This is a genomic window from Thermomonas alba, from assembly GCF_022419205.1.
Lineage (GTDB): Bacteria > Pseudomonadota > Gammaproteobacteria > Xanthomonadales > Xanthomonadaceae > Thermomonas > Thermomonas alba.
Map to the genome: position 1 here is coordinate 1 of NZ_JAJOZU010000008.1, position 25,012 is coordinate 25,012.

A 25,012-nucleotide genomic window follows, 5' to 3' on the forward strand; every position below is an offset into this window, starting at 1 on the left:
GACGTTATCGTTGCTCACGGTGGCGTACCTCGTGGTTGGGTGGACTCGTGACAAGCCCATTCCAACCCGGTACGCCGCCTCTCCTCAACTCAGGGGCGTGCACCAGATTCGGTCATATCTCCAAACTCGATCACGACATCGTTGTCTGCATCGACGATATAGGTATCATCGCCTTGTCCACCGATCAGCGTGTCGGCTCCTGCCCCGCCATCCAGCTCATCGTTGCCGGCCAAGCCGGTGAGGACGTTGCTGCCGCTATTGCCATACAGCCTGTCGCCCGCATCGCCGCCGGTCGCATCGATATTCCCGGAGCCTACCAGGCGCAAGGCTTCGACATTGGCAGGCAAGGTATAGCTGACAGCACTCTCGATCGTATCGACACCTTCGCCTGACGCCTCGATGACAGTGTCGCCATCATCATCGACCAGGAACAGATCATCTCCGGAACCGCCGATCAGCGTGTCCTGGCCCATGCCGCCATCCAACACGTCCTGCCCAGCGCCGCCAGACAGCGTGTCATTTCCGCCAAAACCAGCGATTCGATCATCACCATCGGAGGCAAGCACCACGTTATCGGCGTCGTTCCCCTGGATGATGTCGTTGACGGCAGTGGTTTTCAGCGTCTCGAGTTCAAGCGCCTCGGGGCTGATTTCCCATACCTGACCCGTGCCGTAGTCGATATTGATCCCTCTGAGCGCAAGACCGGTTGCGGGATCAAAGAACCCTTCCAACCGGACTTCGTCACCTGCGCTCGAAGCAAACCGCACCACGAGTTGCGTACCTTCGCGACGGAAGAAAATCTCTTCCAGGGACAGTTGCGACACGTAAACCGTCGTGCGGCCGTCGATGTCCCAGATGAGGTCGCTGCCATCGCCGCGCGCAAAGTAGTACCGGTCATCACCGGCACCACCTTGCAAGACGTCATTGCCAAGGCCACCTCGCAACTGGTCATTGCCCTCCCCGCCGACCAGTTGGTCATCGCCTGCACCGGCGTCCAGGAAATCGTCGCCTGCATCACCTGCCAGGAAGTCCTGACCTTCGCCGCCCAGCAACGTATCGTTGCCGGCGCCGCCAGCAAGCGCGTCCATGCCATCGCCACCCGACAAGACATCATCACCGTCGCCGCCATTGAGCGTGTCGGCACCAAGCTCGCCGAAGAGCGTGTCATTGCCGGCATCGCCGTTCAGGACATCATCGCCCTCTCCGCCGCTGATCTGGTCGTTACCCGCCGCACCGGAGATCGTGTCGTTACCGGCGCCACCCGAGAACACATCGTCGGTGTCGAAGCCTGTCAGATCGTCATTCCCTGCCGTGCCTTGCAGCGACATGGTCTTCAGCATTGCGGTCGTCCAGACCGTGCCATCCTTGAAAAGCACCTGATCGATACGCGCGGAGCTGGTGCCATCGTCGGCAAAGAAACCCACGACTGAGAAGCTGTCGGACGTGCCGTTGATCGACAGGATCAGGGTTTCCCCGGAGCGGCGCAGCGAGATATCGCCAACCGCAATACCGTCGCCAAGTTCGATCACGTCGTTGCGCGACGTCGCTGCGTCACTGTTGTACAGGATGTCCGCACCAGAACCACGCCCAAAGCGGAACGTGTCGTTGCCGGTACCGTAGGAGTAGAGGGTATCGGCATCTGCCCCGCCATCCACGATGTCATCGCCATCATCGTCAAACAGGGTGTCAGAACCGGCACCGCCTGACAGGATGTCGTCCCCTTCACCGCCGGAGAGATAATCGCTGCCGTCCTCGCCATTCAACTGGTCATTGCCCTTACCGCCATCCAGCGAGTCGTTGCCAAGACCGCCGTTCAGGATGTCGTTGCCACCACGTCCCGACAGGTGATCATTGCTCGAACCACCCGCAAGCACGTCGTCGGTGTCGTAGCCATAGATGTCGTCGTCGCCATCGGTTGCCGTGAGCACCGTTGCCTTGACGTAATCGACGCTCCAGACCGTGCCATCCGCAAAACGGATTTCCTTGACGGTATAGGCCCCGGTTGCATCCGCCTCGAAGTAGTCGGCGATATCGATGCGATCCGTCGTGCCGATGATGCCGAGGCACAGGTAATTGCCGCTGCGCCACATCTTGATGTCGGAAGTGGCGATGCCGGAGCCAAGCACCAGCGCACCCTTGGGAGCGTTTTGCTGGTAGCCGTAGTTGTTGAGGACATCGTGCCCATCTCCGCGACCAAAGAGATAGATGTCCTCGCCATTGCCGCCGTACAGATAGTCGTCGCCAGCGCCGCCCGACAGGGTGTCATTGCCATCACCTGCAATCAGATTGTCAGAGCCATCCCCGCCAAGCAGGCGGTCATTGCCATTCTCGCCGTACAACTGGTCGCTGCCGGTGCCGCCATACAGCGCATCATTTCCTGCACCGCCCGACAAGGAATCATTCCCCGCAGCGCCCAGGAGCTGGTCGTTGCCTTCGCCGCCGCCGAGCGTGTCGTTGCCGACATCGCCATACAGCGTGTCCATGCCGGCACCGCCTTGGCTATTCGCGCCAACAGCGGCCGTGCTCTTGACGATGATGACGTCGTTGCCCGACGTGGATTGCGGCTGAGTCGCAGAGCCGTCCTGGTAGATGACGCCGATGGAGGTGATTTCGGCCAATTGCTCGGGCGTCATGACATCCGCAGACAGCCAGTTGCGGAGCAACTCTGCGCCTGGCAACGAACTCTCATCACCCAAGCCAACACCCTTGACATACACAAGAAACTCGGCCAACTCGCTGCGCGCCTTGTCCGGATTCGTGGCGCGAAGCTGATCGAACATCGCGAACGCTGGAGCCATGTCGATGGCGAACGCGCCCTGCGTATCCACCGTCAGTACGATCTTGTCGATATAAGACTTCAAGCGGGTCTGATAGCTCAGCTGCTTGTACACAGCATCGGAGAAGGACGCATAGACGTTGTGGTAGATGTTGGTGTTGTCATTCGCCCAGTAAATCGTGTTCTGCACCTGAAGGCCGAGCACTGCCTCCGCGACACGGATTTCATTTACCAGTTCACTCGGCAAATCTACCGGCATTAACGCAGGCAAGCCCTCACCTGGGCGAATCCAAATCACATTCGTTGAGTTGGGGTCTTCCACACCCCCGCTTGCATAGGCTTGGATGCCATGATTGCTGTAGCCAGGATTGGTCTTCACCCATTCCTGAAGCAAGTTAGACATCAATAGTTCTTGCTCTGCGCGTGTGCCTGCCGCCATGAACTGGCGGACAAGCTGGGTGAGCGCGGGACTCAGCGCACAGGCCTCACGTAGAGAACGCATGCGACCCACACCGGGAATCGCTGGGATATCGGACAGCTCCACTGGAATCGCGACCGGCGCGGTATAGCCGCCATTGATCGTGTCCGCATCGAAATCGAATTCCTGCATCACCTGCGTGACGGCATTGCCATTTCCATCAGTGCGGGTGAAGCTACCGGTACCTGTGCGCTGGCCGCCTGCGACTGCGGTGTTCTCAGTGCTATGCGCGATAGACAGGCTGGTGATGCCAAGTTCAGCCAGGGTATTCAGTTCGCCAGCTTCGGTGACACCGTTCTGGTTGGCGTCCTGCCAGATGCGCAACGAGGCAAATGCCGAATCACTGGCATCGACCACGCCATCAGCGTTGGAATCCAGATCGGCCAAGGCTTGGAAGCCAGTGGCAGCAATGCTGCCATTGCTCAATACCGTCTGATCGCCAAACAGCTCGGCACCGGAATCAATGGCGCCATTGCCATTGAGGTCACGCACCAATAGACCGTCGTTACCGTCAACCCAGCCGGTGGCGGTGCGATAACCGTCATTATCAAAATCGAAAAGTGGGCCGGCCAAGTTGCCGTCAGCGCGGGTGGAGACAGTACCATCCCCATTTAGATCAAGAGCAAGGGGGTCATATCGCTGGATACGAAAGGTTTCATTTTTCAGTCTGGCGAAGAATGATTGTAGTTGAAAAATTAATCCATCGAAAGTTTCAAAATACTTCCTCTCCAGAAATTCCCTCAATCTATCGAAGTTACTTCTACCTGAAACCGGATTTGCGAAGGCCGAACCAGAAACCCGTCCATCCTCGTTCCAAAAATTACCCATGAAATGAGCACTTAGAAAATCAAGCGCGTCTCCGAGAAAAAGAGCATTTGATGGCCCAAATGAATCGTTAAAGTAATCAATCACTTTGCCAATGTGATCACTCACGCCAGACACGATATCTTGAACTGTTCTGTGATTTGTAATTAATGAGTCTGCTAGCGCGATGTCGCTAAGACCCAGATTTTCAGCACCCGAGCGGCTTCCAAACGCATTGAATGTTTCACCGCCAACGCCATTTTGAGCTGCAAGAAGCTGTGCAAGGGCCCCGCCGAGCGAGTGGCCCGTAACTTGAATTTCCGGTGAGCCGTTTTGTGTAGAATAATTTTGAGCCCACCGGAATAGGGTAGCGGCATCAGGAAACTGATTCGGAATCCCGCTAACCGCCATGGCAATGTCGGTATTAATGTCTGATGGGGTTGATCCAAATATCTCGGTGCCAGCACTTGCCACAATGATATTGCCCGTCACCTCGTCCCGGAAAACCGTGCCTTTATAACCGCTTAACGTCGAAACTGTGTTCAGTACAGTTAATCTATGTCCTTCCGGCGATATGAATACGGTACCTATTACAAGAGAGCCTGATTGATATGCAAGTGAACTTGCAAATGCGAATGCGCCCGTGCTGGTGGAAGACATTGATTTTCCTTTTTGTAGTTTATGTGCTTATTGCCACTTAATATTCACAGTACCAATGAGCCTTTCTCGATTTTGCCCCCTCTGATCTTCCGATTTTTCGGATTTCAGCAAACAGTACCCAGGCCCACCTACAGAGGTGTAGCAATAAAACATTTCTTCGCCGGATAAATTTCGTTCGTTGTAGAATGCCGCCGCCCAGGCTAACTTTTCCGACGAGCGCGAAACTAAAGCGACATGAATCCCTATCAACCTCAATAGACAATCTTCTCGGTCGCCAGAAATCTCTATTTTTGCCTTAACATTTCCTTCGCCAAGATACTTTAGCTTGCGCTGATAATGAACCGCCCCTATGAGAGGGGCGTGTGTCGAGCAGCTTCTATCAAAATTTGCATACTCGCCGAAAGTTTGGGCACGTACGTTTACTTTGAGATCATTGCGAGACTTGAACTCCGAAGAAACTGCAATAGCTCTTACCTCCTGAATGTTTACCTCTGAATCAGAACACGCGCCTAACAGAGCAAGCGCCAATGTAAAGGGAAGTAGAATTTTTAGATGTTTCATGGCTTATCACCCCAAGGAGATCTGCCTGTACTCGGCGGCCTTACGGCACAGAAGTAAAATTCTCTAGCTTGGTTATAATCCGAACCGAAACACGATCTTCCTAAACCAATAGTCCTTTTTCTTGCGATAGCATTTTTCTTATCGCTCACGCAACGCCTCACTCACATGCGCCTGTAACGGACTCAGCAAGTAATCAATTACCCGCCGCTTGCCGGTCTTGATTTCCACACTCAGATTCATGCCTGGCGTAAGTCGCACACGCACGCCATCAATCACGAGTGCCGCATTCCGCAGCTTTACTCGCGCCGGAAATATCAAACCCATCTTTTCGTCTTGCGCAGCATCGTGCGAAACCGTGTCCACTACACCTTCTAAATAGCCATAGCGGGTATACGGAAAGCTCTCCACCTTCACCGTGGCACGCTGACCGGCGCGCACAAAGCCGATGTCCTTGTTCAGCACGGTAGCCTCCACTTCCAGCGTGTCCGCACTGGGTACCACCGCCAGCAACGCCTGCGCGGGCGTCACTACGCCACCCACGGTATGCACGGCCAACTGCTGCACGGTGCCGTCCACCGGTGCGCGCAATTGCATCAATTTGTCTCGCTGGCCAGCTTTGATGACTTCAGGCTGGTACTGGGCGATCTGCTCGCGAGCCTGGCGCAAGCCATCCAATGTCTGTTGGCGAGCATCGGTATCCAGCATGCGCAGTTCTTCCGCTGCGCCGTGGATGGCAGCCTGCACCTCCGCCCGGCGGCGGCGCTGCGCGGCCAGATCACGCTCCGCGGCAATGCGCTCCTGTTCGCGCAGCAAATAGTCGTGCCGGCCCACGTATTTGCCTTCCACCAGCCTGGCGTAATCAGCCGCGCGCTCGGTGGCGATGCGAGCGGTCTGTTCCAATGGCGGGATCAGGGCATCAATAGTGGACAATTCCGCCTGACGCTGTTCCAGCGTGGCCTGCAGATTGCCGCGGCGCGCTCGATAAGCCTGGAACTGGCTGGTGGCCAGATCGCGTTCGGCCGCATAGCGGGCCTCAGGCAAGCCGGGGTTTGTGGCCAACTGCGGTAGCTGGTTTTGCCGGTAGGCATCGGCAAGGGAGGCAAGGCGCAATTCGGCGAGTTTGGCGGCGATCAGGGCCTCGCCGGCCTTGGCGTAATCGGCCGCGGCGGCCGTGGCATCCAGTTCAATCAGGAGGTCGCCGGCTTTCACCACCTGCCCGTCCTGCACCAGGATGCGCTTGACCACACCGGCCTCCAACGGCTGGATGACCTTGGTGCGCGAGCCAACCACGGTCTTGCCCGGAGCGACCGCCACGATCTCCAGCTGACCGACGCAGGCCCACAGCAGCGCGACGGCGAAGAACGCCATGATCGCGCGCATGATCCAGCGGGAAGCGGGCGAGACCGGAGTGTCGGTCAGTTCCAGATGCGCCGGCAGGAAGGCCAATTCGTCTTCGCTGCGTTTGGGCGGGTCGAGGGTGGCGCGGATCGACCAGGCAGCTTTGAAGACTTCGGTGTAGCGGCCGAGGAATTCGCGGATGGCGGCAAATAAATGTGTCATGCCCCTCTCCATGACGTTCCGACATTCCGTTCAAGAGCGAAGATGCTGGATGCCCGCCTACGCGGGCATGACGAGCAATGACGCCATCGCGGGAGCGCTAAGCGGAGCATGCTCATGCCAGCCCCTGCTGCAGTTGGTGCAGGCGGGCGTAATGGCCTCCAGGGCGATCCACCAGTTCCGCGTGCGAACCCGATTCGACGATGCGTCCCTTCTCCACCACCACAATCCGGTTCGCCATGCGCACAGTGGACAGGCGATGGGCGATGATCAGCACCGTGCGACCCTTGCAGATGGCGCGCATGTTGCCCATCACCGCGTGTTCGGATTCGTAGTCCAGTGCACTGGTGGCCTCGTCCAGGATCAAGATGCGCGGGTCCGTAATCAGCGCCCTGGCAATCGCAATGCGCTGGCGCTGCCCGCCGGAGAGCGAGGCGCCATGCTCGCCCACCACGGTGTCGTAGCCTTCCGGAAGCTCAAGGATGAAATCGTGCGCGCCCGCCAGCTTGGCGGCGTGGATAACCCGTTCCAGCGAGATGCCCGGATCGCTGAGCGCGATGTTCTCGCGCACGCTGCGGTTGAACAGGAAATTCTCCTGCAGCACCACGCCCAATTGCCGACGCAGCCAAGCCGGATCGGCCAAAGCCAAGTCGTGGCCATCAATCAGCACGCGTCCGCGCTCGGGGACGTAAAGCCGCTGCACCAGCTTGGTCAGCGTGCTCTTGCCCGAACCGGAGCGACCGACGATGCCGATGACTTCGCCCGGTGCAATATCCAGATCGATGCCGGCCAATACCTCGGCGGCGTCCGGCCGATAGCGGAAGGTGACATGTTCAAAGGTCACGCGTCCCTGGATGGCCGGTAAGGCCATCTTGCTGCCGGGCAGTTCGGTGCGGGTATTGAGGATGTCGCCGAGGCGTTCGACTGAAATGCCGACCTGCTGGAACTCCTGCCACAGCTGCGCCAGACGCACGATGGGCGCGGCCACCTGTCCCGCCAGCATGTTGAACGCGATCAGCTGGCCCAGCGACAACTTGTTGTCGATCACCAGCCGTGCGCCGAAGAACAGGATGGCGATACCCACCAGCTTCTGCACCAGTTGGATGCCCTGCTGACCGATGGTCGCCAAGCGGGTCACGCGGAACGAAGCGCCGACATAACCAGCCAGCTGGTTGTCCCAAGTGCGGGTGACGCGCGGATCGACCGCGGTCGCCTTGACCGTGCCGATGCCGTTGATGGTTTCCACCAGAAAGGACTGGTTGTCCGCGCTGCGGGCGAACTTCTCGTCCAGCCGCTTGCGCAGCACCGGCGTGATCGCCGCCGACCACAACGCATACACCGGCAGGGACAGCACCACGATCAGGGTCAGCCAGCCGCTGTACCAGAACATCACCGCCAGAAAGACCACGGTAAACAGCAGATCCAGCAGCGAGGTCAGGGCCTGCCCGGTCAGGAAACTGCGGATGTTTTCCAATTCACGGACACGCGCGATGGTATCGCCCACTCGTCGCGATTCGAAGTAACTCAACGGCAGCGCCAGGATGTGCCGGAACAGGCGCGCGCCCAGCTCGACGTCGATCTTGCTGGTGGTGTGGGCGAACACATAGCTGCGCAGCCCCGTCAGCACCACATCGAACAGGGCAATCGATACCAAGCCCACCGCCACCACTTCCAGCGTGGTAATGGCATGGTGTACCAGCACCTTGTCCATCACCACCTGGTAGAACAGCGGCGTCACCAGCGCAAACAATTGAATGAATAGCGAGGCGACCAGTACCTCGATCAGCAGCTTGCGGTATTTGACGACGGCCGGCACGAACCAGCGGAAGTCGAACTTTGCCAGTTGGCCAAGCACCGAGGCGCGAGACGTAACCTGCAAAAGGCGGCCCTGATAGCGGGTCGCAAATTCCTCACGCGACAGTTTGCGCGGGCGCTGCTCGGAAAGGTCGTGGATGAGAACGGCGTCTTCGCCTGCACGGGCAATGATGAAATGCTCGCCCGAGGCGTCAAGCGCCAGCACAGGCAGGCTAGCGAAGGCGATGCGCTCAACCGGCTGCCGGGTGATTTTTGCCTTCAGGCCGAGGTGTTTGGCAACCAGCAGAAGCGCGGTTTCATCGAACGGTTTGCTGCCGTCGCCGAACTGATGGACGAGCTGCGCAGGATCCGCAGCGATGCCATGGAACTGGGCAAGCAGAAGCAACCCATGCAGGCCGGAATCCTTCCGTTCCCCTGTTGATACTTCTGGTTCGACAACGCCGCCCTGTGCCAATGCGGACACGGCAGCTGCTTGGCCACTTCCCTGTGCCATGTTGCGGGGCCTCACCCCGGTCATGAACGTGACAGGCGTCACGATGCGGGATCATAGGCGGGGTATATCACTCAGTCAACGTCAGTGCGTGTCCTTATTGCCGAGTGTTTCAGCAGTGAGAAATCAGGGGATCACTGCGCTCACTCTTCGCAATCCGCCAGCTCTGCCGCTTCCAGCGTGTTCTGCATCAAAGTGGCCACGGTCATCGGCCCCACCCCGCCCGGCACCGGCGTGATCCAGCTGGCGCGCTTGGCCGCCTCCTCGAAGCCGACATCGCCGACCAGGCGTCCGTCGTCGAGGCGATTGATGCCAACGTCGATCACCACCGCCCCCGGCTTCACCCACTCGCCCGGAATCAGGCCCGGCTTTCCCACCGCCACGACGAGAATGTCGGCCTCGCTCACATGGCGCTTGAGCACCTCGGGCGGCGTGAACTTGTGGCAGCTGGTGACGGTGCAGCCGGCGATCAGCAGCTCCTGGCCCATCGGCCGCCCCACGTGATTGGACACGCCGACGATGGTGGCGCTCTGCCCGCGCACCGGACGGTCGGTCCATGCCAGCAGCGTGGTGATGCCGCGCGGCGTGCAGGGGCGCAGGCCGAACTGGCGCAGCGCCAGATGGCCGACATTGGTCGGATGAAAGCCGTCCACGTCCTTGTGCGGATGGATGCGCTCGATCAGCGCACTGGCATCGCGAATGCCAGGCAGCGGCAGTTGAACCAGAATGCCGTGGATCTTGGGATCGGCGTTGAGCGTATCGATCAGGGCCAGCAGCTCGGCCTCGCTGGTGCCGGCCGGCAGGTCGTAGTCGAATGCCTGGATGCCCACCTTGTCGGCGGCCCGGCGCTTGTTGCGCACGTAGCTTTGGCTGGCCGGATCGTTGCCGACCAGCACCACCGCCAGCCCGGGACGCGGCTTGCCGGCCGCCAGCCGCGCCTGCACCCGGATTTTCAATGAATCCAGCAGTTCATCGGCGATGCGTTTCCCATCGAGAATGCGAGCAGCCATGGGCGGTAGGCGATCGAAATGCGGACAAGAGATGCATTATCGCCCACTTGGCCCTTGGCCGAAATCGCGTCGCTACAACGTTCACGCGATAAGCTGCGGCAGCAGGTTGCAGACGGACGAGGCCCAGATGATGACGGTCAAGGGAGAATGCCCGAAGTGCGGCAAGCGCGTGCTGCACGTCAATGTCGAGCAGATCGTGGGGATGGTCGGGGGCGAGAGCAAGGCGCGCTGCATCAGCTTCAGCTGCATCCACTGCCACGCCGTGCTGGGCGTGCAGCTGGACGCCCGCGCCAAGCCGCGGCCGCGACGCAAGGCGACGCCCGCCGCCTGAGATGGCCGGAGCGGATGGCGGGCGCGTCGGGACCGCCCCAAGCTAAAGTCAACGGCCGCGCTTGACATGCCGCAGCAGGCGCCGTTTCTTGGCGACCTGGCGCTGGGTCAGCTCGTTTTTCTTGCCCTCGTAGGGGTTGCTGCCTTCGCGGAACACGAAGCGGATCGGGGTGCCGACCAGCTTGAAGCGCTTGCGGAAGAAGTTTTCGAGATAGCGCTGATAGGTGCCGCTGAGGGTCTTCAGGCGGGTGCCGTGCACGACGAAGGTCGGCGGGGTAGCGCCACCGGGATGGGCGAAGCGCAGCTTGGCCACGTGCCCGCGCACCACCGGCGGCGGATTCGCGGCATACGCCGCCTCCAGTGCGCGGGTGACCTCCGAGGTGCTGAACTCGCGGGTCGCCGAGGCATGCGCGCGGTGAATGGCGCGGAACAGTTCGCGCAGGCCGGAGCCGTGCAGCGCGGAAATGCGCACGCGCTCGGCCCAGTCCACGAACCCGAGCTTGCGCGCCGCCAGCGCCTCGGCCTGCTGGCGCTCGTAGTCGCTGCGGCCGTCCCACTTGTTGAGCGCGATCACCAGCGCGCGGCCAGCGTCCAGCACCGCGCCCAGCACGGTGGCGTCCTGGTCGGTGACGCCCTCGCTGGCGTCCAGCATCAGCACTGCGACCTGGCACTGCTCGATTGCCTGCAAAGTCTTGAGCGCGGAAAACTTTTCGACCGCCTCCTCCACCCGCGCCCGCCGCCGCAGTCCGGCAGTGTCGATCAGGCGATACTTGCGGCCATCGCGTTCGAGATCGATCGCGATCGAATCCCGGGTGGTGCCGGGCACTTCCGAGGCGATCATCCGCTCCTCGCCGAGGATGCGGTTGATTAGGGTGGATTTGCCGACGTTCGGGCGGCCGACGAAGGCGATGCGGATGCGTTCGGGGTCGTCGTCGAGCATTTGCGCATGGCCGACCTCGGGCAACAGCGCCGTCACCCGCGTCAACAGCGCGTCGAGGCCGGTGCGATGCGCGCTCGACACCGGCAGCATGTCGGCAACCCCGTAGCGGGCAAACTCCGCCAGCGCCGCGCGGGCATCGATGCCGTCGATCTTGTTGACCACCAGCAGGGTCGGCTTGGCCAGCTTGCGCAGCCATTGCAGGATGTCATCGTCCAGCGCCGAGGCTCCCTCGCGCCCGTCCACGATGAACAGCACCAGATCGGCCTCTTCCGCCGCGGCCCGTGACTGGCGCGCCGTCGCCCCGGCCAGGCCGTCTTCCTCGCCGGCGATGCCGCCGGTATCCACCAGCACGAAGGGGCGCCCCTCACGTTGCCGGCACACGCCGTAATGGCGATCGCGGGTCACGCCCGGCTCGTCGTGCACCAGCGCATCGCGGCTGCGGGTCAGCGCATTGAACAGCGTGGATTTACCGACATTGGGGCGCCCGACGAGCGCAACGAGCGGAAGCATGGATCACGTACCTTCGGAAATGGATGCCGTCCGGCATCCCAAAAAATCGATGCGACAGCGGCCCCGGCGGGCAAGCCGGAGCCGCGAATCAGAAAGGCCAGCGGCGCACCGCCGGCGCGGCGGGATCACGGCTGCAGCGCAAACGCCGTCAGCTTGCCGTCCACGCTCTGCACCACCACGATGCCATTGGCCTCCACCGGCTTGCCGGTCACTGCCGCGCCCACCTTGCTGCGCGCGGCAAACGCGCCGTCCTTGAGGTTCAGCCAGTGCACCACGCCCTCATAATCGCCCACCACCGCGTAATCGCCCTGCACGGTCGGAGCCGAGACATTGCGGTTGAGCAGCCCGGACTGCTTCCAGATGCTGCCGCCGGTGTTCTTGTCCAAACCGACGACGTTGCCATTGCGGTCGGTGATGACCACCGCCGAGTTGCTCAGGCCCAACCCGCGCGGGCCGCCGTAGTCGCTGTCCCACAGGATCTGGCCGCGCGGGCCGTCGATCGCCACGGTGTGGTTCTTGAAGCTGGTGGCAAACAGCACGGTGCCATCCAGCACCGCGGCGCCGTCCACGTCGGCCATGCGCTCCAGCTCGCTGCGGCCATCCGGCTCGGCCACCGCCACGCTCCAACGCTCGCTGCCATCGCTGGCGCTGAGCGCGGTCAGGGTGCCGTTGTCCCCGGGCACGAACACCAGGCCCGGGCCGAGGGTGAGCTCGCCCGTGCCGCGCACGGTCAGCGCCGGCATGTCGGCGCTGTAGAACCAGCGGCGCTCGCCGCTGGCGGCATCGAAGGCGGTGACCCGGCCATCGTTGGAATGCACGAACACCATGCCGCCGGCAATCGCGGGAGCGGCCAGCACTTCGTTGCCGACCCGGGCGGTCCACTTCTGATGACCATCGGCGGCATCCAGCGCGATCACCTCGCCTTTCAGACCACCGACCACCACCAGCCCGTCGCCGGCGCCGGGGCCGCCGCTCAGACGGGACTTCGAATCGTAGTGCCACAGGGTTTGCCCGGTGGCCAGATCGATCGCGGTGACGCCGCCATCCACGGCAGCGGCATACACCTTGCCGTCCACGATCACCGGATGCTGGCCGATGCCGAGATTCTTCTCGCCCTTGCCGACCTTGACCGACCACAGCGGCTTGACGCCGACGGTCGGCGTGAAATCGACCAGCTGGGCCGGCTCGCCGGTCTTGTCCTTGTGACGACCGCCGAACAGGGTCTTGATGCTGCTGCAGCCGGACACGGCGACCGTGGCGACGAGAACGGCGGCGAGAAGGCGCAGAGCGCGGGGCTGACGCGAAATCATCAGGCATTGTCCTCGGTGTGCGGCGGGGTGCCGCCGGCCTCGATCAGCTTCATTTCCAGCAGGCGGTGCTGGGGATCGCCGACCGCGACCAGCACCAGCGCCTTGCGATAGGACTCCTGCGCCTTGGCCATCTCGCCCAGCGCGAACTGCGCATCGCCACGGGCTTCGAGCATGGCCGGGTTGCGCTCGTCATCCAGCAGGGCCAGCGCCTCCTTGGCCTTGCCGGCGTCGATCAGCAGGCGTGCCAGGCGTTCGCGCAGGAGCGGACGCAGGTCGGCAGGCACCTCGCGCACGCCGCGCAGGGTGGCGATGGCATCATCGCGCTTGCCCGCCTCCAGCTGCGCCTTGGCCAACTGCAGCGCAGCCAGCGTGCCCAGCGTGGGGTTGTCCTGATCGAGGCGGGCGATCACACCTTGCCCCTTGTCGGCCGGCAGCTTGCCATCCTCGAATGCCTGCACCGCCTGCGCGTAGGCGGCGCTCACGCCCATTTCGGCCTGCCGGCGCTGGCTCTGCCACCAGTTCCAGCCTGCGATCAGCGCAAGCCCGAGGCCGATGCCGCCGATGATGCCAAGGGCGTTGTTGCGGAGCCAGGCGCGCACCTGCTCGCTCTTTTCGTGCTCATTGAGCAGATCGTCGATTGCCATGCTGCCTCTCGCCCGTCGTCCTGGACGGGTGTGATGTGAGTGAATCGGAAATGAAGTCGCGCGCGCCGCGGGTTGGGCAGGGTTACTCCGCCGCAGCGATCGAGCCGTCGGAGGATACCGCAAAGCGGGCGACATTCGCGCGCGCGTGCGCCGCGACATCCACCGCCTTCCCGCGCACGGCCAGTGCCACCGCCGACGCGTTGCCGATGGTCATGCGCGCGACCTGAGCCGCGGCATAACGGCGCTCGCTGCCCGCCGGTAGCAACGCCTGTTCGATCGGCGCGCCATCGCGCCCGATCACTTCCAGCCAGGTCTTGTCGTTCGTGCGCAGCAGAATGTCCGGATCGCGCCGCTCGGTCGCGCTCGCCGACGCGGCGGGCAGCGGCGCCATCGACGCCACGATGGTGCGCGCGGCGGCGGGCGATTGGGGTGCCGCGGGCACGGCATCCAACGCGGCTACCGCCGGCGAAGAATCCGCCGCCATGTGCTGACGGGTCGCAACCCAGGCCGGAACCGCCAGCGACAGGGTCAGCACGATGTAGACCAGACGCCGCCCGATCTGCTCGGCCCACCAGCGCACCTTGGGAATATGGGTGCGGCTGACCAGCCGGGTCGGCTCCACCGGCGCCACGTTCAGCGCCTCCATCATGGCCGTGGTGCCCAGCCCGAGCAGACGCGCATAGCTGCGCACCTGGCCGCGCACGAACACCGGCGCGCCCAGGCGATCCCAATCCTCTTCTTCCAGCGAGCGCACCACCTGCACCGGCATGTGCAGCCTGGCCGCCACTTCCTCGATCCGTAGCCCCGCAGCCTCACGCGCTGCGCGCAGGCGCGCGCCGCAACCTGCCAGCGCCGCGTGAGTGGAATCCTGGGCGATGTTCGCTGTCATTGCGTGCGTGGCGGAGTGGCGGAGGTTGAAGAAATCGCCTGTAAACGCGAAAGATAGCGCGAAGCGGCCGCGTTGTCGCCCAGTTTCTGCTCGATGTCCGCCGCCAGCCGCAAACCGGCGGGGTCCTCGGGGCTCAGGGCCAGCCAGCGCTCGACGAACGCGCGTGCATCCAGCCCGTTGCCTCGCTCCTGCTCCAATGCCGCCATGCCGGCCAGCGCGGTCAGATTCTGCGGATCCAGCTCCAGCGCCCTGCGCCAGTTCGATTCGGCGCGCTCCGGCTGACCTGCGCGCATGGCGCAAGTGCCCGCATTGACCAGCGCGGCTACGGGCGTCGGATAGGTCGGATCGGCCAGCGCACGCTCGAACCAGGGCAGCGCGTCCGCCGCCTGTCCGTTCGCGCACAGCCAGTTGCCGTAGTTGTTGGCATACACCCCATTGCCGGGCGCGATCTGCACTGCAGCGCGGTACGCCTTGCCTGCTGCCGCCGCATCGCCGCGCGCGCTGGCGATCGCGCCGAGCAGCGTCTGGGCATCGCCCGAATCGGGCCGAAGCTTGAGCGCCTGCCGCGCCAGACGCTCGGCCTCGGCGTACTGGCCGCGCTGCAGTTGGTCGTTGGCAGACAGCAGCAGCAAGACCGGATCGGACTCGGCGCGCCCTTTCTTGCCGCTCACGTCGTAGCTGGGCGCCACCTGGGTATAGCCGCGCGGCTGGGCACTGGGCCGGATGAAGGACAGCCGCTCCATCTGCTGGCAGCCGGCGAGCAGCAGCGCAAAGGCGACAAATCCAGGCCCGAGCCGTGACCCACTAAGCGGCATGCACATCTCCTCGCGCCTGCAGGCGCTTGCGAAACTCGGAGGAACGCCGGGTGCGATCCAGCACCTGCCCTTTGAGCTGGCCGCAGGCGGCATCGATGTCGTCGCCGCGGGTGCGGCGCACCGGCGCGATCAGGCCGGCATCGTTCAGCAGCTTCTGGAAGGCGCGGATGGCCACTTCGTCCGGTCGTTCGTAGCGCGCGCCTGGGAACGGGTTGAACGGAATCAGGTTGACCTTGGCCGCGTCCTTCATCTGCACGCGGCGGTCGAAGTCGCGCAGCAGCGCCACCAAAGCGCGCGCGTGCTCCGGCTGGTCGTTCACACCCTTCATCAAGGTGTATTCGAAGGTGACGGATTCGCCTTTCTTGCGCAGCGCATAGCGCACGCAGGCGTCCATCAGTTCGGCGATTGGGTATTTGCGGTTGAGCGGCACCAGCTGGTCGCGCAGCTCGTCGAACGGCGCATGCAAGGAGACTGCCAGCGACACGTCGCTTTCCTGCGCCAAGCGGTCGATCATCGGCACCATGCCGGCGGTGGAGAGGGTGACGCGCTTGTTGGCCAGCCCATAGCCGAGGTCATCGCGCATGATGCTCATGGCGCGTACGACGTTGTCGAAATTGGCCAGCGGCTCGCCCATGCCCATCATCACCACGTTGGTGAGGCGGCGCTGCTGGTGCGGCACATTGCCGAGATGACGCGCCGCCACCCACACCTGGCCAATGATCTCGGCGGTGGTCAGATTACGGTTGAAGCCCTGGGTCGCGGTCGAGCAGAACGTGCAGTTGAGCGCGCAGCCCACCTGCGAGGACACGCACAGCGTGCCGCGCCCCTTGTCGGGGATGTAGACCGTTTCGATGGCGTTGCTGGCGTCCATGCCGAGCAGCCACTTGTGGGTGCCGTCGCTGGAGGCCTTGTCGAACAGCACCTGCGGCGCGCGCACCAGCGCGCGATCCTCCAGCTTGGCGCGCAGCGCCTTGCCGAGGTCGGTCATGGCGGTAAAGTCGGTGACGTAGCGGTGATGGATCCACTTCATCACCTGGTGGGCGCGGAACTTCTTCTCGCCCAACTCTTCCTCGAAGAAGCGCTCCAGGCGGGCGCGATCGAAGTCGAAGATGTTGGTCTTCCCGGCATCGGCCAAGGCCGCCGACTTGCCGGCATGGCCGTCCACGCCGGCCATTGCCGGCGTGGCGGCAGACGCCGCCCCGTCCTCGCCCAGCAGGGTGATCTCGATGGACGGAGTGCGTGCGGTGGTCATCGGCGGATCAGCGTGCGTAGACGTCGGTGGCCGGGAAGAAGTAGGCGATCTCGATCGCGGCGTTCTCCAGCGAATCCGAACCGTGCACGGCGTTGGCGTCGATGCTTTCGGCGAAATCGGCGCGAATGGTGCCGGGCGCGGCGTCCTTCGGGTTGGTGGCGCCCATCAGTTCGCGGTTCTTGCGCACCGCATCCTCGCCTTCCAGCACCTGGATCATCACCGGGCCGGAGATCATGAACTCGACCAGCGCGTTGAAGAACGGGCGCTCGCGGTGGACGGCGTAGAAGCCTTCCGCCTCGGCGCGCGAGAGGTGCTTCATCTTGGCGGCCACGATCTTCAGGCCAGCCTGCTCGAAACGGGTGTAGATCTGGCCGATGACGTTCTTGGCGACGGCATCGGGCTTGATGATCGAAAGAGTGCGCTCCAGCGCCATGACGATTCTCCGGAGGTTGGCGGGCGTCCTTGCCGGAAGCGCCCGAGGATAACAGAAAAAACCCGCGTTCTGGCGCGGGTTTGGCCGATATGGCTGCGGAAGATTCTAGCGCATTTTTCTAGCGCATTTTCCGGGCAGCCTGCGGCTTGGGCACGATGCCGCCCGTCGCAGCCGACGCGCCCGCGATTGACGTACGCAAGCGTACGGAGTAGCCTCAAACGAGCGTTTGATTCTGTCTGGCGCCAGGAGGCGGGATGAGCCTGCAGCATTTCTCCACCAAGGACCGCATCCTGTACGCGGCCGAGGAGCTGTTCGCCCAGCAGGGCTTTGCCGCGACCTCGCTGCGCCAGGTGACCAGCCGCGCCGATGTCAACATCGCCGCGGTCAACTATCACTTCGGCAGCAAGGACAACCTCATCAACGAGGTCTTCCGGCGCCGCATGGACGTGATGAGCGCGCAGCGGCTGGAGGCCCTGCACCGCGCGCGGGAAACCGCGCCCGGGCAGCTGGAGCCGATCCTGGCCGCGTTCGTGGAGCCGGCGCTGGCCATGGCCCAGGACCGCCACGGCGGCGGCGCCTTCATCCGGGTGATCGCCCGCACCTACGCCGAGAACAACGACCGCCTGCGCAAGTTCCTGTCTGATCAGTACGGCCACGTGCTGCGCGAGTTCGCCAAGGCGATCGCCGGCTGCGTGCCCGGCCTGAGCAAGGAAGAGCTCTACTGGCGGCTGGATTTCCTGTCCGGCGCGTTGACCTATGCGATGGCCGATTTCGGCCTGATCAAGCGGCCTTCGGGAGTGTCCGAGGCCACCCACCGCCAGCGCGCCGCACAGGCGCTCATTCGCTTCGCCGCGGCCGGCTTCAATGCCGACGCATCCTGACTTTTCAAGGAGATAGATGATATGTCTCAGAAACTACTGGTACGCCGCGCCGCCGTGCTCGGCGCCGGCGTGATGGGAGCGCAGATCGCCGCCCACCTGACCAATGCCGGCATCGACACCGTGCTGTTCGACCTGCCCGCCAAGGACGGGCCGGCCGACGGCATCGTGCTCAAGGCCATCGCCAACCTCGGCAAGCTCTCGCCAGCGCCGCTGGCCAGCCAGCGGCTGGCAGAAGCGATCACGCCGGCCAACTACGACACCGGGCTGGAACTGCTGAAAGGCTGCGACCTGATCATCGAGGCGATCGCCGAACGGATGGACTGGAAGCAGGACCTGTACCGCAAGATCGCTCCGTACGTGCCCGCGCATGCGATCCTGGCCAGCAATACTTCTGGCTTGGGAATCAATGCCTTGGCGGGCGTTCTTCCTGAAGAGCTGAAGCATCGGTTCTGCGGCGTGCACTTCTTCAACCCGCCGCGCTACATGCATCTGGCCGAGCTGATTCCGGCGCAGACCACCGAACCTGGCGTGCTCGATGGGCTGGAAGCCTTCCTCACCACCCAGCTCGGCAAGGGCGTGGTGCGGGCCAAGGACACCCCCAACTTCATCGGCAACCGGATCGGGGTGTTCTCGATCCTGTCGGTGATCCACCACACCCGAGCGTTCGGTCTCGGCTTCGACGAGGTGGACGCGCTGACCGGCCCGCTGCTGGGGCGGCCGAAGTCCGCCACCTACCGCACCTCCGACGTGGTCGGCCTGGACACCATGGCGCATGTCATCAAGACCATGGCCGACACCCTGCCGAACGATCCCTGGCACCGCTATTTCCAGTCGCCGGACTGGCTGCAAGCGCTGATCGCCAAGGGCGCGCTGGGCCAGAAGACCGGCGCCGGCATCTTCCGCAAGGTCGGCAAGGACATCATGGTGCTCGACCTCGAGCGGCAGGACTACCGGCTCGCCGATCGCGGCGCCGCGCCGGAGGTGGTCGAGATCCTGAAGCTGAAGAACCCGGCGGAGAAGTTCGCCCGCCTGCGCGAGAGCCAGCACCCGCAGGCGCAGTTCCTGTGGGCCTGCTTCCGCGACCTGTTCCACTACAGCGCCTACCACCTGGCCGATATCGCCGACACCGCGCGCGACGTGGACCAGGCCATTCGCTGGGGCTACGGCTGGGCGCAGGGCCCGTTCGAAACCTGGCAAACCGCAGGCTGGAATCAGGTGGCCGGGTGGATCGCCGAGGAGATCGCCGCCGGACGCGCCATGAGCGTCGCCGCCCTGCCCGCCTGGGTCACCCAGCGCGACGGAGTACACGCCGCCGAGGGCAGCTACAGCCCCGCCAAGGACGCCCTGCTGCCGCGCTCCTCGCTGCCGGTGTACCGGCGCCAGCGCTTCCCCGACCCGATGCTGGGCGAGCGCTTCGCCCCCGGCGAGACGGTGTTCGAGAACGACGGCATCCGCATGTGGCACGACGGCGACGACATCGCCGTGGTCAGCTTCAAGACCAAGATGCACACCGTCTCCGATGCCGTGCTGGACGGGCTGCAGGAAGCGGTGGGCCGCGCCGAGCGCGACTTCGCCGGCCTGGTGATCTGGCAGCCGAAGGAGCCGTTCTCCGCCGGTGCCGACCTCGCCGGTGCGCTGGGCGCGCTGCAGGCCGGCAAGCTCGACCTGTTCGAGGCGATGGTGGCCAACTTCCAGGCCACCAGCCAGCGTCTCAAATATTCGCTGGTACCGGTGGTCGCGGCCGTGCGCGGGCTGGCCCTCGGCGGCGGCTGTGAGTTCCAGATGCACAGCGCCAGGACCGTGGCGCATCTGGAAAGCTACATCGGCCTGGTCGAGGCCGGCGTGGGCCTGCTGCCGGCGGGCGGCGGCCTGAAGGAGCTGGCGGTGCGCGCCTCCGCGGCGGCCGGCCCAGGCGGCGACGTCTTCGCCGAGCTGAAGAAAATCTTCGAGACGGTGGCGATGGCCAAGGTGTCCACCTCGGCGCTCAACGCCAAGGAACTGGGCCTGCTGCGCCCCGCCGACAAGATCGCCTTCCACGCCTTCGAACTGCTCCACATCGCCAAGGCCGAGGCGCGCGCCTTGGCCGAGGGCGGCTACCGCCCGCCGCTGCCGGCACGCCGCATCCAGGTTGCCGGCGACGTCGGCATCGCCACCTTCAAGATGCTGCTGGTGAACATGCTGGAGGGCCGCTTCATCAGCGAGTACGACTATGAAATCGCCGAGCGCATCGCCACCGTGCTGTGCGGCGGCGACGTGGAGCGCGGCGCGCTGGTGGACGAGGACTGGCTGCTCAAGCTGGAACGCAAGCATTTCGTCGAGCTGGCGCAGCAGGAGAAGACCCAGGCCCGCATCGCGCACATGCTCAAGACCGGCAAGCCGCTGCGGAATTGAACATGGGAAAGATCGGGCCTACTGCCGCGACTTTCCCGGCGCGGGCGCATGACGTGACATTCGCCCGCTCGCGCAGCATCGCATGCGATACCGCGGCGGCACGTCCCTGTGCCGCCGACATCCCAGACATTGGAGTCCATCCATGAGCAAGCAAATCCAGGACGCCTACATCGTCGCCGCCACCCGCACCCCGGTGGGCAAGGCCCCGAAGGGCGTGTTCCGCAACACCCGCCCCGACGACATGCTGGCGCACGTGCTGAAAGCCGTGATCGCGCAGGCGCCGGGCATCGACGTCAACCGCATCGACGACGCCATCATCGGCTGCGCGATGCCCGAGGGCGAGCAAGGCATGAACGTGGCGCGCATCGGCGTGCTGCTGGCCGGCCTGCCCAATACCGTCGCCGGTCAGACCATCAACCGCTTCTGCTCCTCCGGCCTGCAGGCGGTGGCGCTGGCCGCGCAGCAGATCCAGCTGGGCCATTCCGACCTGATGCTGGCGGGCGGCACCGAATCGATGTCGATGGTGCCGATGATGGGCAACAAGGTCGCGCTGTCGCCGGCGGTGTTCCGCGACGACCACGTGGCGATCGCCTACGGCATGGGCATCACCGCCGAAAAAGTTGCCGAGGAGTGGAAGGTCTCGCGCGAGGATCAGGATGCCTTCGCGCTGGCGTCGCACCAGAAGGCGCTGGCCGCGCAGGCGGCCGGCGAGTTCCGCGACGAGATCACGCCATACGAGGTGGTTTCACGGCAGCCGGATCTGGCGGGCAACACCATCCAAATCCGCACGCGGCGGGTGGAGCAGGACGAAGGCCCGCGCCCGGATACCACGCTGGAAGGGTTGGCCAAGCTGCGCCCGGTGTTCCGCAACGGCCAGTTCGGTGGCACCGTCACCGCCGGCAATGCCTCGCAGATGAGCGATGGCGCTGGCGCGGTGCTGCTGGCATCGGAGCAGGCGATCAAGGATTACGGGCTGACCCCGCTGGCGCGTTTCGTCAGCTTCAGCGTGGCCGGCGTGCGTCCGGAAGTGATGGGCATCGGCCCGGTCGCGGCGATTCCCAAGGCGCTCAAGCAAGGCGGCCTCACCCAGGACCAGCTGGACTGGATCGAGCTCAACGAGGCGTTCGCCGCGCAGGCGCTGGCAGTGATCCGCACCTGCGGGCTGGATCCGGCCAAGGTCAACCCGCTGGGCGGCGCGATCGCGCTGGGCCACCCGCTGGGCGCCACCGGCGCGATCCGCACCGCCACCCTGGTGCATGGCCTGCGCCGGCGCAAGCAGAAATACGGCATGGTGACCATGTGCATCGGCACCGGCATGGGCGCGGCGGGGATCTTCGAGTCGCTCTGATCCCGCGCGTTCGGACACGCGAAAACGGCGCCTTGCGGCGCCGTTTTCATTGCAACCGCGGCCAACCGATCCTCAGGTCTCGACCACGCCCATCTCACCCAGGGCTCTTTGCATCAGACCGCGCGCGGCTTCGCTGAGCTTTTCGTGATCCAACGCGTAGCGGATGGTGGCCTCGATCAGTCCGAGATGGGTACCGCAATCGAACCGGGTGCCGTGGAAGCGGAACGCGTCCACCCGCTCACGCTGCAGCAGCGCGGCAATCGCATCGGTCAGCTGGATCTCGCCGCCAGCCCCCTTCGGGGTGGTCTCCAGCAGGTCGAAGATCGCCGGGCTGAGTATGTAGCGACCGACCACGGCGAGCGTGCTCGGCGCATCCTCGGGGCGCGGCTTCTCGACGATCTTCCGAATGCGCCCGGCTTGTCCATCGAAGCCGTCGGTCGCCACGATCCCGTAACTGCTGGTCTGCTCGCGCGGCACGTCCTGCACCGCCACCACGCTGCCGCCGGTCGCCTGGGCGTGGTCGGCCATCTGCGTGAGCGCACCGTCGCCACGGCTCCAGATCAGATCATCCGGCAGCAGCACCGCGAACGGCTCGTCGCCCACCACCGGACGCGCGCACAGCACGGCATGCCCCAGCCCCAGCGCCTCGGCCTGGGTCACGAACACCGCGCGCACGCCGTCGGGCAACACGTTGCGCACCAGCGCCAGTAGCTCCTGCTTGCCGGATTTCTCCAGCTTCTGCTCCAGCTCGTAGGCCTTGTCGAAGTAATCGGCCACCGCGTGCTTGTAGCGGTTGGTGACGAACACCAGGGTGTCGCAGCCGGCGGCGATCGCCTCATCCACCGCGTACTGGATCAGCGGACGATCGACGATCGGCAGCATTTCCTTGGGCACGGTCTTGGTCGCGGGAAGAAAGCGGGTGCCAAGGCCGGCGACCGGGAATACCGCCTTGCGGATACGCGGGAAAGATCGACTCATCGGTTCACTCTGTCGGTGGAAGCATGGAAATCGAAGCGCGCCTGACGGCGCTTGCCGCGGGCTCGACGGGCACGGGCACGCCCAGCAGCCGCTGCAGCGAGGGCACATCATAGGCAAGCACGGCCTCGCGCAGCGCCTGCAGTCGGGTGATGACCTCCGCTGGCGCGCCCGCGTCCAAGGGCAACCGCCAGATCCCGGGCGCAGCCTGCTGGCGCTGCGGCGGCAGCTCCGGTTCGTGCAGGCGCTCGCCCGGGCGCAGCCCGGTGAACACCATGCCGACCTCCTGCGGGCTCAGGCCGGCCTGCCGCAGCAGACGCGAGGCCAGCGCGAGGATCGCCACCGGCGCGCCCATGTCCAGGGCATACATTGCACGCTGCTCGCCCAGCGCCGCCGCCTGCAGGATCAGCTGGCAGGCCTCGGTGATGGTCATGAAATAGCGCGTGGCCTGCGGATGGGTCAGCGTCAGCGGCCCACCGCGGCGGATCTGTTCGCGGAATACCTGGCTCACGCTGCCAGCCGAATCCAGCACATTGCCGAAGCGCACCACCGCCAGGCGGGTTGCGGAGGCTTCCGCCAGCAGCGCCAGGCAGACTTGCTCGGCCAGATGCTTGCTCGCCCCCAGCACGCTGACCGGATCCATCGCCTTGTCGGTGGACACCAGCACCATGCACGCGATGCCGGCGGCGCGCGCCGCCTGCGCCACGGTTGCGGTGGCCAGCACATTGTTACGCGCGGCCTCGCGCGGCTGCATCTCCAGCAGCGGCACATGCTTGTAGGCGGCAGCGTGGATCAGGGTCTCCACCGGTCCCTGCTCCAGCGCGTGCGCCAGCACCGCTGGATCGCCGCAGTCGCCGAGCACCGCCACGCTTTCCAGCGCCGGGAACGCCGCGTGCAGGCGCTCCTGCACCTGCAGCAGCGCCAGTTCGTCGATCTCCACCAGCAGCAGCCGGCGCGCGCGGTGGAGCGCGCACTGGCGGCAAAGCTCGGCACCGATCGAGCCGCCGGCTCCGGTCACCAACACCGTCTGCCCGCGCAGCCAGGCGCGGATCCTGCCGGAATCGGCCACATGCTCGCGCCGGCCCAGCAAGGCCGCAGCCTCGCCGATGTCGGCCACGATTCGCCGGCGGTGTCCGCGCGATGGCGTCAGGCGATGCCACCAGTGGCGATTCATGTCATGCCCTCCGCGCCGGCACGCATCTGCCCGCGCCACCACAGCCAGATCGAGACGGCGAGAAACGCCGCCAGGCCGCCGTAGGCCCAGACGATCGGCGCCGCCCGCAGCCAGGCCATGCAGGCCATCGCCAACCCCGTCCACGCGGCATAGCTCAGCGTCACCCGGGAATGGCCAGCCTCGCGCGCCCAGCGCTGGTAGAGATGTTGCAGGTGCGGCAGCCACCAGCGCTCGCCGCGCAGCACGCGCCGGCCCAGGGTCATGGCCACGTCCACCAGCACCGTCGCCAGCGGCAGCGCCAGCAGCGGCCACAGCACCGGCGCATGCCGCGGCAGCGCCAGGCCGAGCAGGCACGCCAGGAGATACCCCATCGCGCCGCTGCCGACATCGCCGGCGAACACGCGGGCGCGCGGGAAGTTGAATGGCAGAAAGCCGAGACAGGCCGCTGCCAGCGCCAGTCCCAGCCAGCGAGCTTCCGCCTCCTGCAGCGACACCAGCGCCAGCGCGCACAGCAGCGCCTGGCTGGCCGCCAGTCCGTCGATTCCGTCGATGAAGTTCCAGGCGTTCACCAGCACCGGCACCAGCACGCCGCCCAGGATCACCGCGGCTAGCGGCGCCTGCGCACGCGCCAGCGCAATGGCCAGACATCCTCCGGCCAGCAGCTGGGCCGCCAGTCGCCAGCCAATCGCCAGCGGGCGGCGATCATCGCGCCAGCCGGCCACGGCCACCAGCAGCAGGCCCGCGCCCATCCAGCCGGCACCGGCGACGCCGTGCCAGGCGAACACCGCGAATGCCGCCAGCCCGACCAGCGCGATTCCGGCGCCGCCTCCGCGCGGCGTGGGAACGGCGTGGCTGCGGCGTGGCCCCGGTCGATCCAGCATCCCGGAACGCCATGCGAACCGGCGCACGCCTTCGGTGGCCGCGGCCGACAGCAGGAAGCTCGCCGCCAGCATGAGTCCGGTTGCAGCC

General features: G+C 64.7%; 19 protein-coding genes. 4 read left to right on the forward strand and 15 right to left on the reverse strand.

Annotation, left to right across the window (positions count from 1 at the left end; genetic code table 11):
• Window positions 1-89: 89 nt before the first annotated feature.
• From ML342_RS10760 to folD, 5 genes are all read right to left on the reverse strand, one after another.
• Entirely contained in the window at window positions 90-4,718 is a 4,629-nt protein-coding gene (locus ML342_RS10760) for an SPM autocatalytic domain-containing protein (RefSeq protein ID WP_240127038.1), read from the reverse strand.
• Window positions 4,719-4,745: 27 nt separating this feature from the next.
• Window positions 4,746-5,279 (reverse strand): hypothetical protein, encoded by a 534-nt coding sequence (locus ML342_RS10765; protein WP_240127039.1) that lies wholly within the window; start codon window positions 5,277-5,279, stop codon window positions 4,746-4,748.
• Between the two features lie 138 nt (window positions 5,280-5,417).
• Complete coding sequence (locus ML342_RS10770) at window positions 5,418-6,839, reverse strand: HlyD family type I secretion periplasmic adaptor subunit (RefSeq protein ID WP_240127040.1); 1,422 nt, start codon at window positions 6,837-6,839, stop codon at window positions 5,418-5,420.
• A 112-nt stretch (window positions 6,840-6,951) separates the two neighbouring features.
• Window positions 6,952-9,144 (reverse strand): type I secretion system permease/ATPase, encoded by a 2,193-nt coding sequence (locus ML342_RS10775; protein ID WP_240127071.1) that lies wholly within the window; start codon window positions 9,142-9,144, stop codon window positions 6,952-6,954.
• Between the two features lie 140 nt (window positions 9,145-9,284).
• Complete coding sequence (folD, locus tag ML342_RS10780) at window positions 9,285-10,151, reverse strand: bifunctional methylenetetrahydrofolate dehydrogenase/methenyltetrahydrofolate cyclohydrolase FolD (RefSeq protein ID WP_240127041.1); 867 nt, start codon at window positions 10,149-10,151, stop codon at window positions 9,285-9,287.
• A gap of 130 nt (window positions 10,152-10,281) precedes the next feature.
• Here folD and ML342_RS10785 point away from each other — a divergent pair, with 130 nt between their 5' ends.
• A complete protein-coding gene (locus ML342_RS10785) occupies window positions 10,282-10,482 on the forward strand; it encodes a hypothetical protein (protein ID WP_240127042.1) in 201 nt (66 codons plus the stop codon).
• A 48-nt stretch (window positions 10,483-10,530) separates the two neighbouring features.
• On the opposite strand, the gene der is transcribed toward ML342_RS10785, so the two are convergent.
• The 7 genes from der to ndk form a co-directional block, all read right to left on the reverse strand.
• Complete coding sequence (gene der, locus ML342_RS10790; RefSeq protein ID WP_240127043.1) at window positions 10,531-11,931, reverse strand: ribosome biogenesis GTPase Der; 1,401 nt, start codon at window positions 11,929-11,931, stop codon at window positions 10,531-10,533.
• A gap of 125 nt (window positions 11,932-12,056) precedes the next feature.
• Window positions 12,057-13,241, reverse strand: coding sequence for an outer membrane protein assembly factor BamB (bamB, locus tag ML342_RS10795; protein WP_240127044.1), 1,185 nt, complete (start codon window positions 13,239-13,241; stop codon window positions 12,057-12,059).
• Window positions 13,241-13,885 (reverse strand): YfgM family protein, encoded by a 645-nt coding sequence (locus ML342_RS10800; RefSeq protein WP_240127045.1) that lies wholly within the window; start codon window positions 13,883-13,885, stop codon window positions 13,241-13,243. The genes bamB and ML342_RS10800 overlap by 1 nt, the downstream gene beginning before the upstream one ends.
• Window positions 13,886-13,967: 82 nt before the next feature.
• Window positions 13,968-14,774 carry a helix-turn-helix domain-containing protein gene (locus ML342_RS10805; RefSeq protein ID WP_240127046.1) on the reverse strand — a complete coding sequence of 269 codons (807 nt, stop codon included), beginning with the start codon at window positions 14,772-14,774 and terminating at the stop codon, window positions 13,968-13,970.
• On the reverse strand, window positions 14,771-15,589 hold the full coding sequence (gene pilW, locus ML342_RS10810) for a type IV pilus biogenesis/stability protein PilW (protein ID WP_240127047.1): 819 nt from the start codon (window positions 15,587-15,589) through the stop codon (window positions 14,771-14,773). Before pilW ends, ML342_RS10805 begins: the two co-directional genes overlap by 4 nt.
• A complete protein-coding gene (rlmN, locus tag ML342_RS10815; RefSeq protein ID WP_240127072.1) occupies window positions 15,579-16,763 on the reverse strand; it encodes a dual-specificity RNA methyltransferase RlmN in 1,185 nt (394 codons plus the stop codon). The genes pilW and rlmN overlap by 11 nt, the downstream gene beginning before the upstream one ends.
• 85 nt (window positions 16,764-16,848) lie before the next feature.
• Window positions 16,849-17,274, reverse strand: a complete 426-nt coding sequence (gene ndk / locus ML342_RS10820) for a nucleoside-diphosphate kinase (protein ID WP_240127048.1) — start codon at window positions 17,272-17,274, stop codon at window positions 16,849-16,851.
• A gap of 254 nt (window positions 17,275-17,528) precedes the next feature.
• Between ndk and ML342_RS10825 the strand changes: the two genes are divergently transcribed.
• The 3 genes from ML342_RS10825 to ML342_RS10835 all read left to right on the forward strand — a co-directional run bounded on the left by ML342_RS10825 (window position 17,529) and on the right by ML342_RS10835 (window position 21,894).
• Entirely contained in the window at window positions 17,529-18,155 is a 627-nt protein-coding gene (locus ML342_RS10825; RefSeq protein WP_240127049.1) for a TetR/AcrR family transcriptional regulator, read from the forward strand.
• A 21-nt stretch (window positions 18,156-18,176) separates the two neighbouring features.
• Window positions 18,177-20,546 carry a 3-hydroxyacyl-CoA dehydrogenase/enoyl-CoA hydratase family protein gene (locus tag ML342_RS10830; RefSeq protein ID WP_240127050.1) on the forward strand — a complete coding sequence of 790 codons (2,370 nt, stop codon included), beginning with the start codon at window positions 18,177-18,179 and terminating at the stop codon, window positions 20,544-20,546.
• Window positions 20,547-20,688: 142 nt separating this feature from the next.
• A complete protein-coding gene (locus tag ML342_RS10835) occupies window positions 20,689-21,894 on the forward strand; it encodes an acetyl-CoA C-acyltransferase (RefSeq protein ID WP_240127051.1) in 1,206 nt (401 codons plus the stop codon).
• A gap of 72 nt (window positions 21,895-21,966) precedes the next feature.
• Here the strand turns inward: ML342_RS10835 and galU are convergent, their stop codons facing one another.
• From galU to ML342_RS10850, 3 genes are read right to left on the reverse strand one after another with little or no spacing between them, the layout of a single operon-like run.
• A complete protein-coding gene (galU, locus tag ML342_RS10840; RefSeq protein WP_240127052.1) occupies window positions 21,967-22,872 on the reverse strand; it encodes a UTP--glucose-1-phosphate uridylyltransferase GalU in 906 nt (301 codons plus the stop codon).
• A 4-nt stretch (window positions 22,873-22,876) separates the two neighbouring features.
• Entirely contained in the window at window positions 22,877-24,043 is a 1,167-nt protein-coding gene (locus ML342_RS10845) for a polysaccharide biosynthesis protein (RefSeq protein WP_240127053.1), read from the reverse strand.
• Window positions 24,040-24,996, reverse strand: coding sequence for an MraY family glycosyltransferase (locus ML342_RS10850; protein WP_240127054.1), 957 nt, complete (start codon window positions 24,994-24,996; stop codon window positions 24,040-24,042). Before ML342_RS10850 ends, ML342_RS10845 begins: the two co-directional genes overlap by 4 nt.
• Between the last annotated feature and the right edge of the window lie 16 nt (window positions 24,997-25,012).

Excerpts from the sequence above, each read along its gene's own strand:
- ML342_RS10760 (WP_240127038.1), bottom strand. The coding sequence starts at position 4,718 with ATGTCTTCCACCAGCACGGGCGCATTCGCATTTGCAAGTTCACTTGCA.
- ML342_RS10765 (WP_240127039.1), bottom strand. The coding sequence starts at position 5,279 with ATGAAACATCTAAAAATTCTACTTCCCTTTACATTGGCGCTTGCTCTG.
- ML342_RS10770 (WP_240127040.1), bottom strand. The coding sequence starts at position 6,839 with ATGACACATTTATTTGCCGCCATCCGCGAATTCCTCGGCCGCTACACC.
- ML342_RS10775 (WP_240127071.1), bottom strand. The coding sequence starts at position 9,144 with ATGGCACAGGGAAGTGGCCAAGCAGCTGCCGTGTCCGCATTGGCACAG.
- folD (WP_240127041.1), bottom strand. The coding sequence starts at position 10,151 with ATGGCTGCTCGCATTCTCGATGGGAAACGCATCGCCGATGAACTGCTG.
- ML342_RS10785 (WP_240127042.1), top strand. The coding sequence starts at position 10,282 with ATGACGGTCAAGGGAGAATGCCCGAAGTGCGGCAAGCGCGTGCTGCAC.
- der (WP_240127043.1), bottom strand. The coding sequence starts at position 11,931 with ATGCTTCCGCTCGTTGCGCTCGTCGGGCGCCCCAATGTCGGTAAATCC.
- bamB (WP_240127044.1), bottom strand. The coding sequence starts at position 13,241 with ATGATTTCGCGTCAGCCCCGCGCTCTGCGCCTTCTCGCCGCCGTTCTC.
- ML342_RS10800 (WP_240127045.1), bottom strand. The coding sequence starts at position 13,885 with ATGGCAATCGACGATCTGCTCAATGAGCACGAAAAGAGCGAGCAGGTG.
- ML342_RS10805 (WP_240127046.1), bottom strand. The coding sequence starts at position 14,774 with ATGACAGCGAACATCGCCCAGGATTCCACTCACGCGGCGCTGGCAGGT.
- pilW (WP_240127047.1), bottom strand. The coding sequence starts at position 15,589 with ATGCCGCTTAGTGGGTCACGGCTCGGGCCTGGATTTGTCGCCTTTGCG.
- rlmN (WP_240127072.1), bottom strand. The coding sequence starts at position 16,763 with ATGGCCGGCGTGGACGGCCATGCCGGCAAGTCGGCGGCCTTGGCCGAT.
- ndk (WP_240127048.1), bottom strand. The coding sequence starts at position 17,274 with ATGGCGCTGGAGCGCACTCTTTCGATCATCAAGCCCGATGCCGTCGCC.
- ML342_RS10825 (WP_240127049.1), top strand. The coding sequence starts at position 17,529 with ATGAGCCTGCAGCATTTCTCCACCAAGGACCGCATCCTGTACGCGGCC.
- ML342_RS10830 (WP_240127050.1), top strand. The coding sequence starts at position 18,177 with ATGTCTCAGAAACTACTGGTACGCCGCGCCGCCGTGCTCGGCGCCGGC.
- ML342_RS10835 (WP_240127051.1), top strand. The coding sequence starts at position 20,689 with ATGAGCAAGCAAATCCAGGACGCCTACATCGTCGCCGCCACCCGCACC.
- galU (WP_240127052.1), bottom strand. The coding sequence starts at position 22,872 with ATGAGTCGATCTTTCCCGCGTATCCGCAAGGCGGTATTCCCGGTCGCC.
- ML342_RS10845 (WP_240127053.1), bottom strand. The coding sequence starts at position 24,043 with ATGAATCGCCACTGGTGGCATCGCCTGACGCCATCGCGCGGACACCGC.
- ML342_RS10850 (WP_240127054.1), bottom strand. The coding sequence starts at position 24,996 with ATGCTGGCGGCGAGCTTCCTGCTGTCGGCCGCGGCCACCGAAGGCGTG.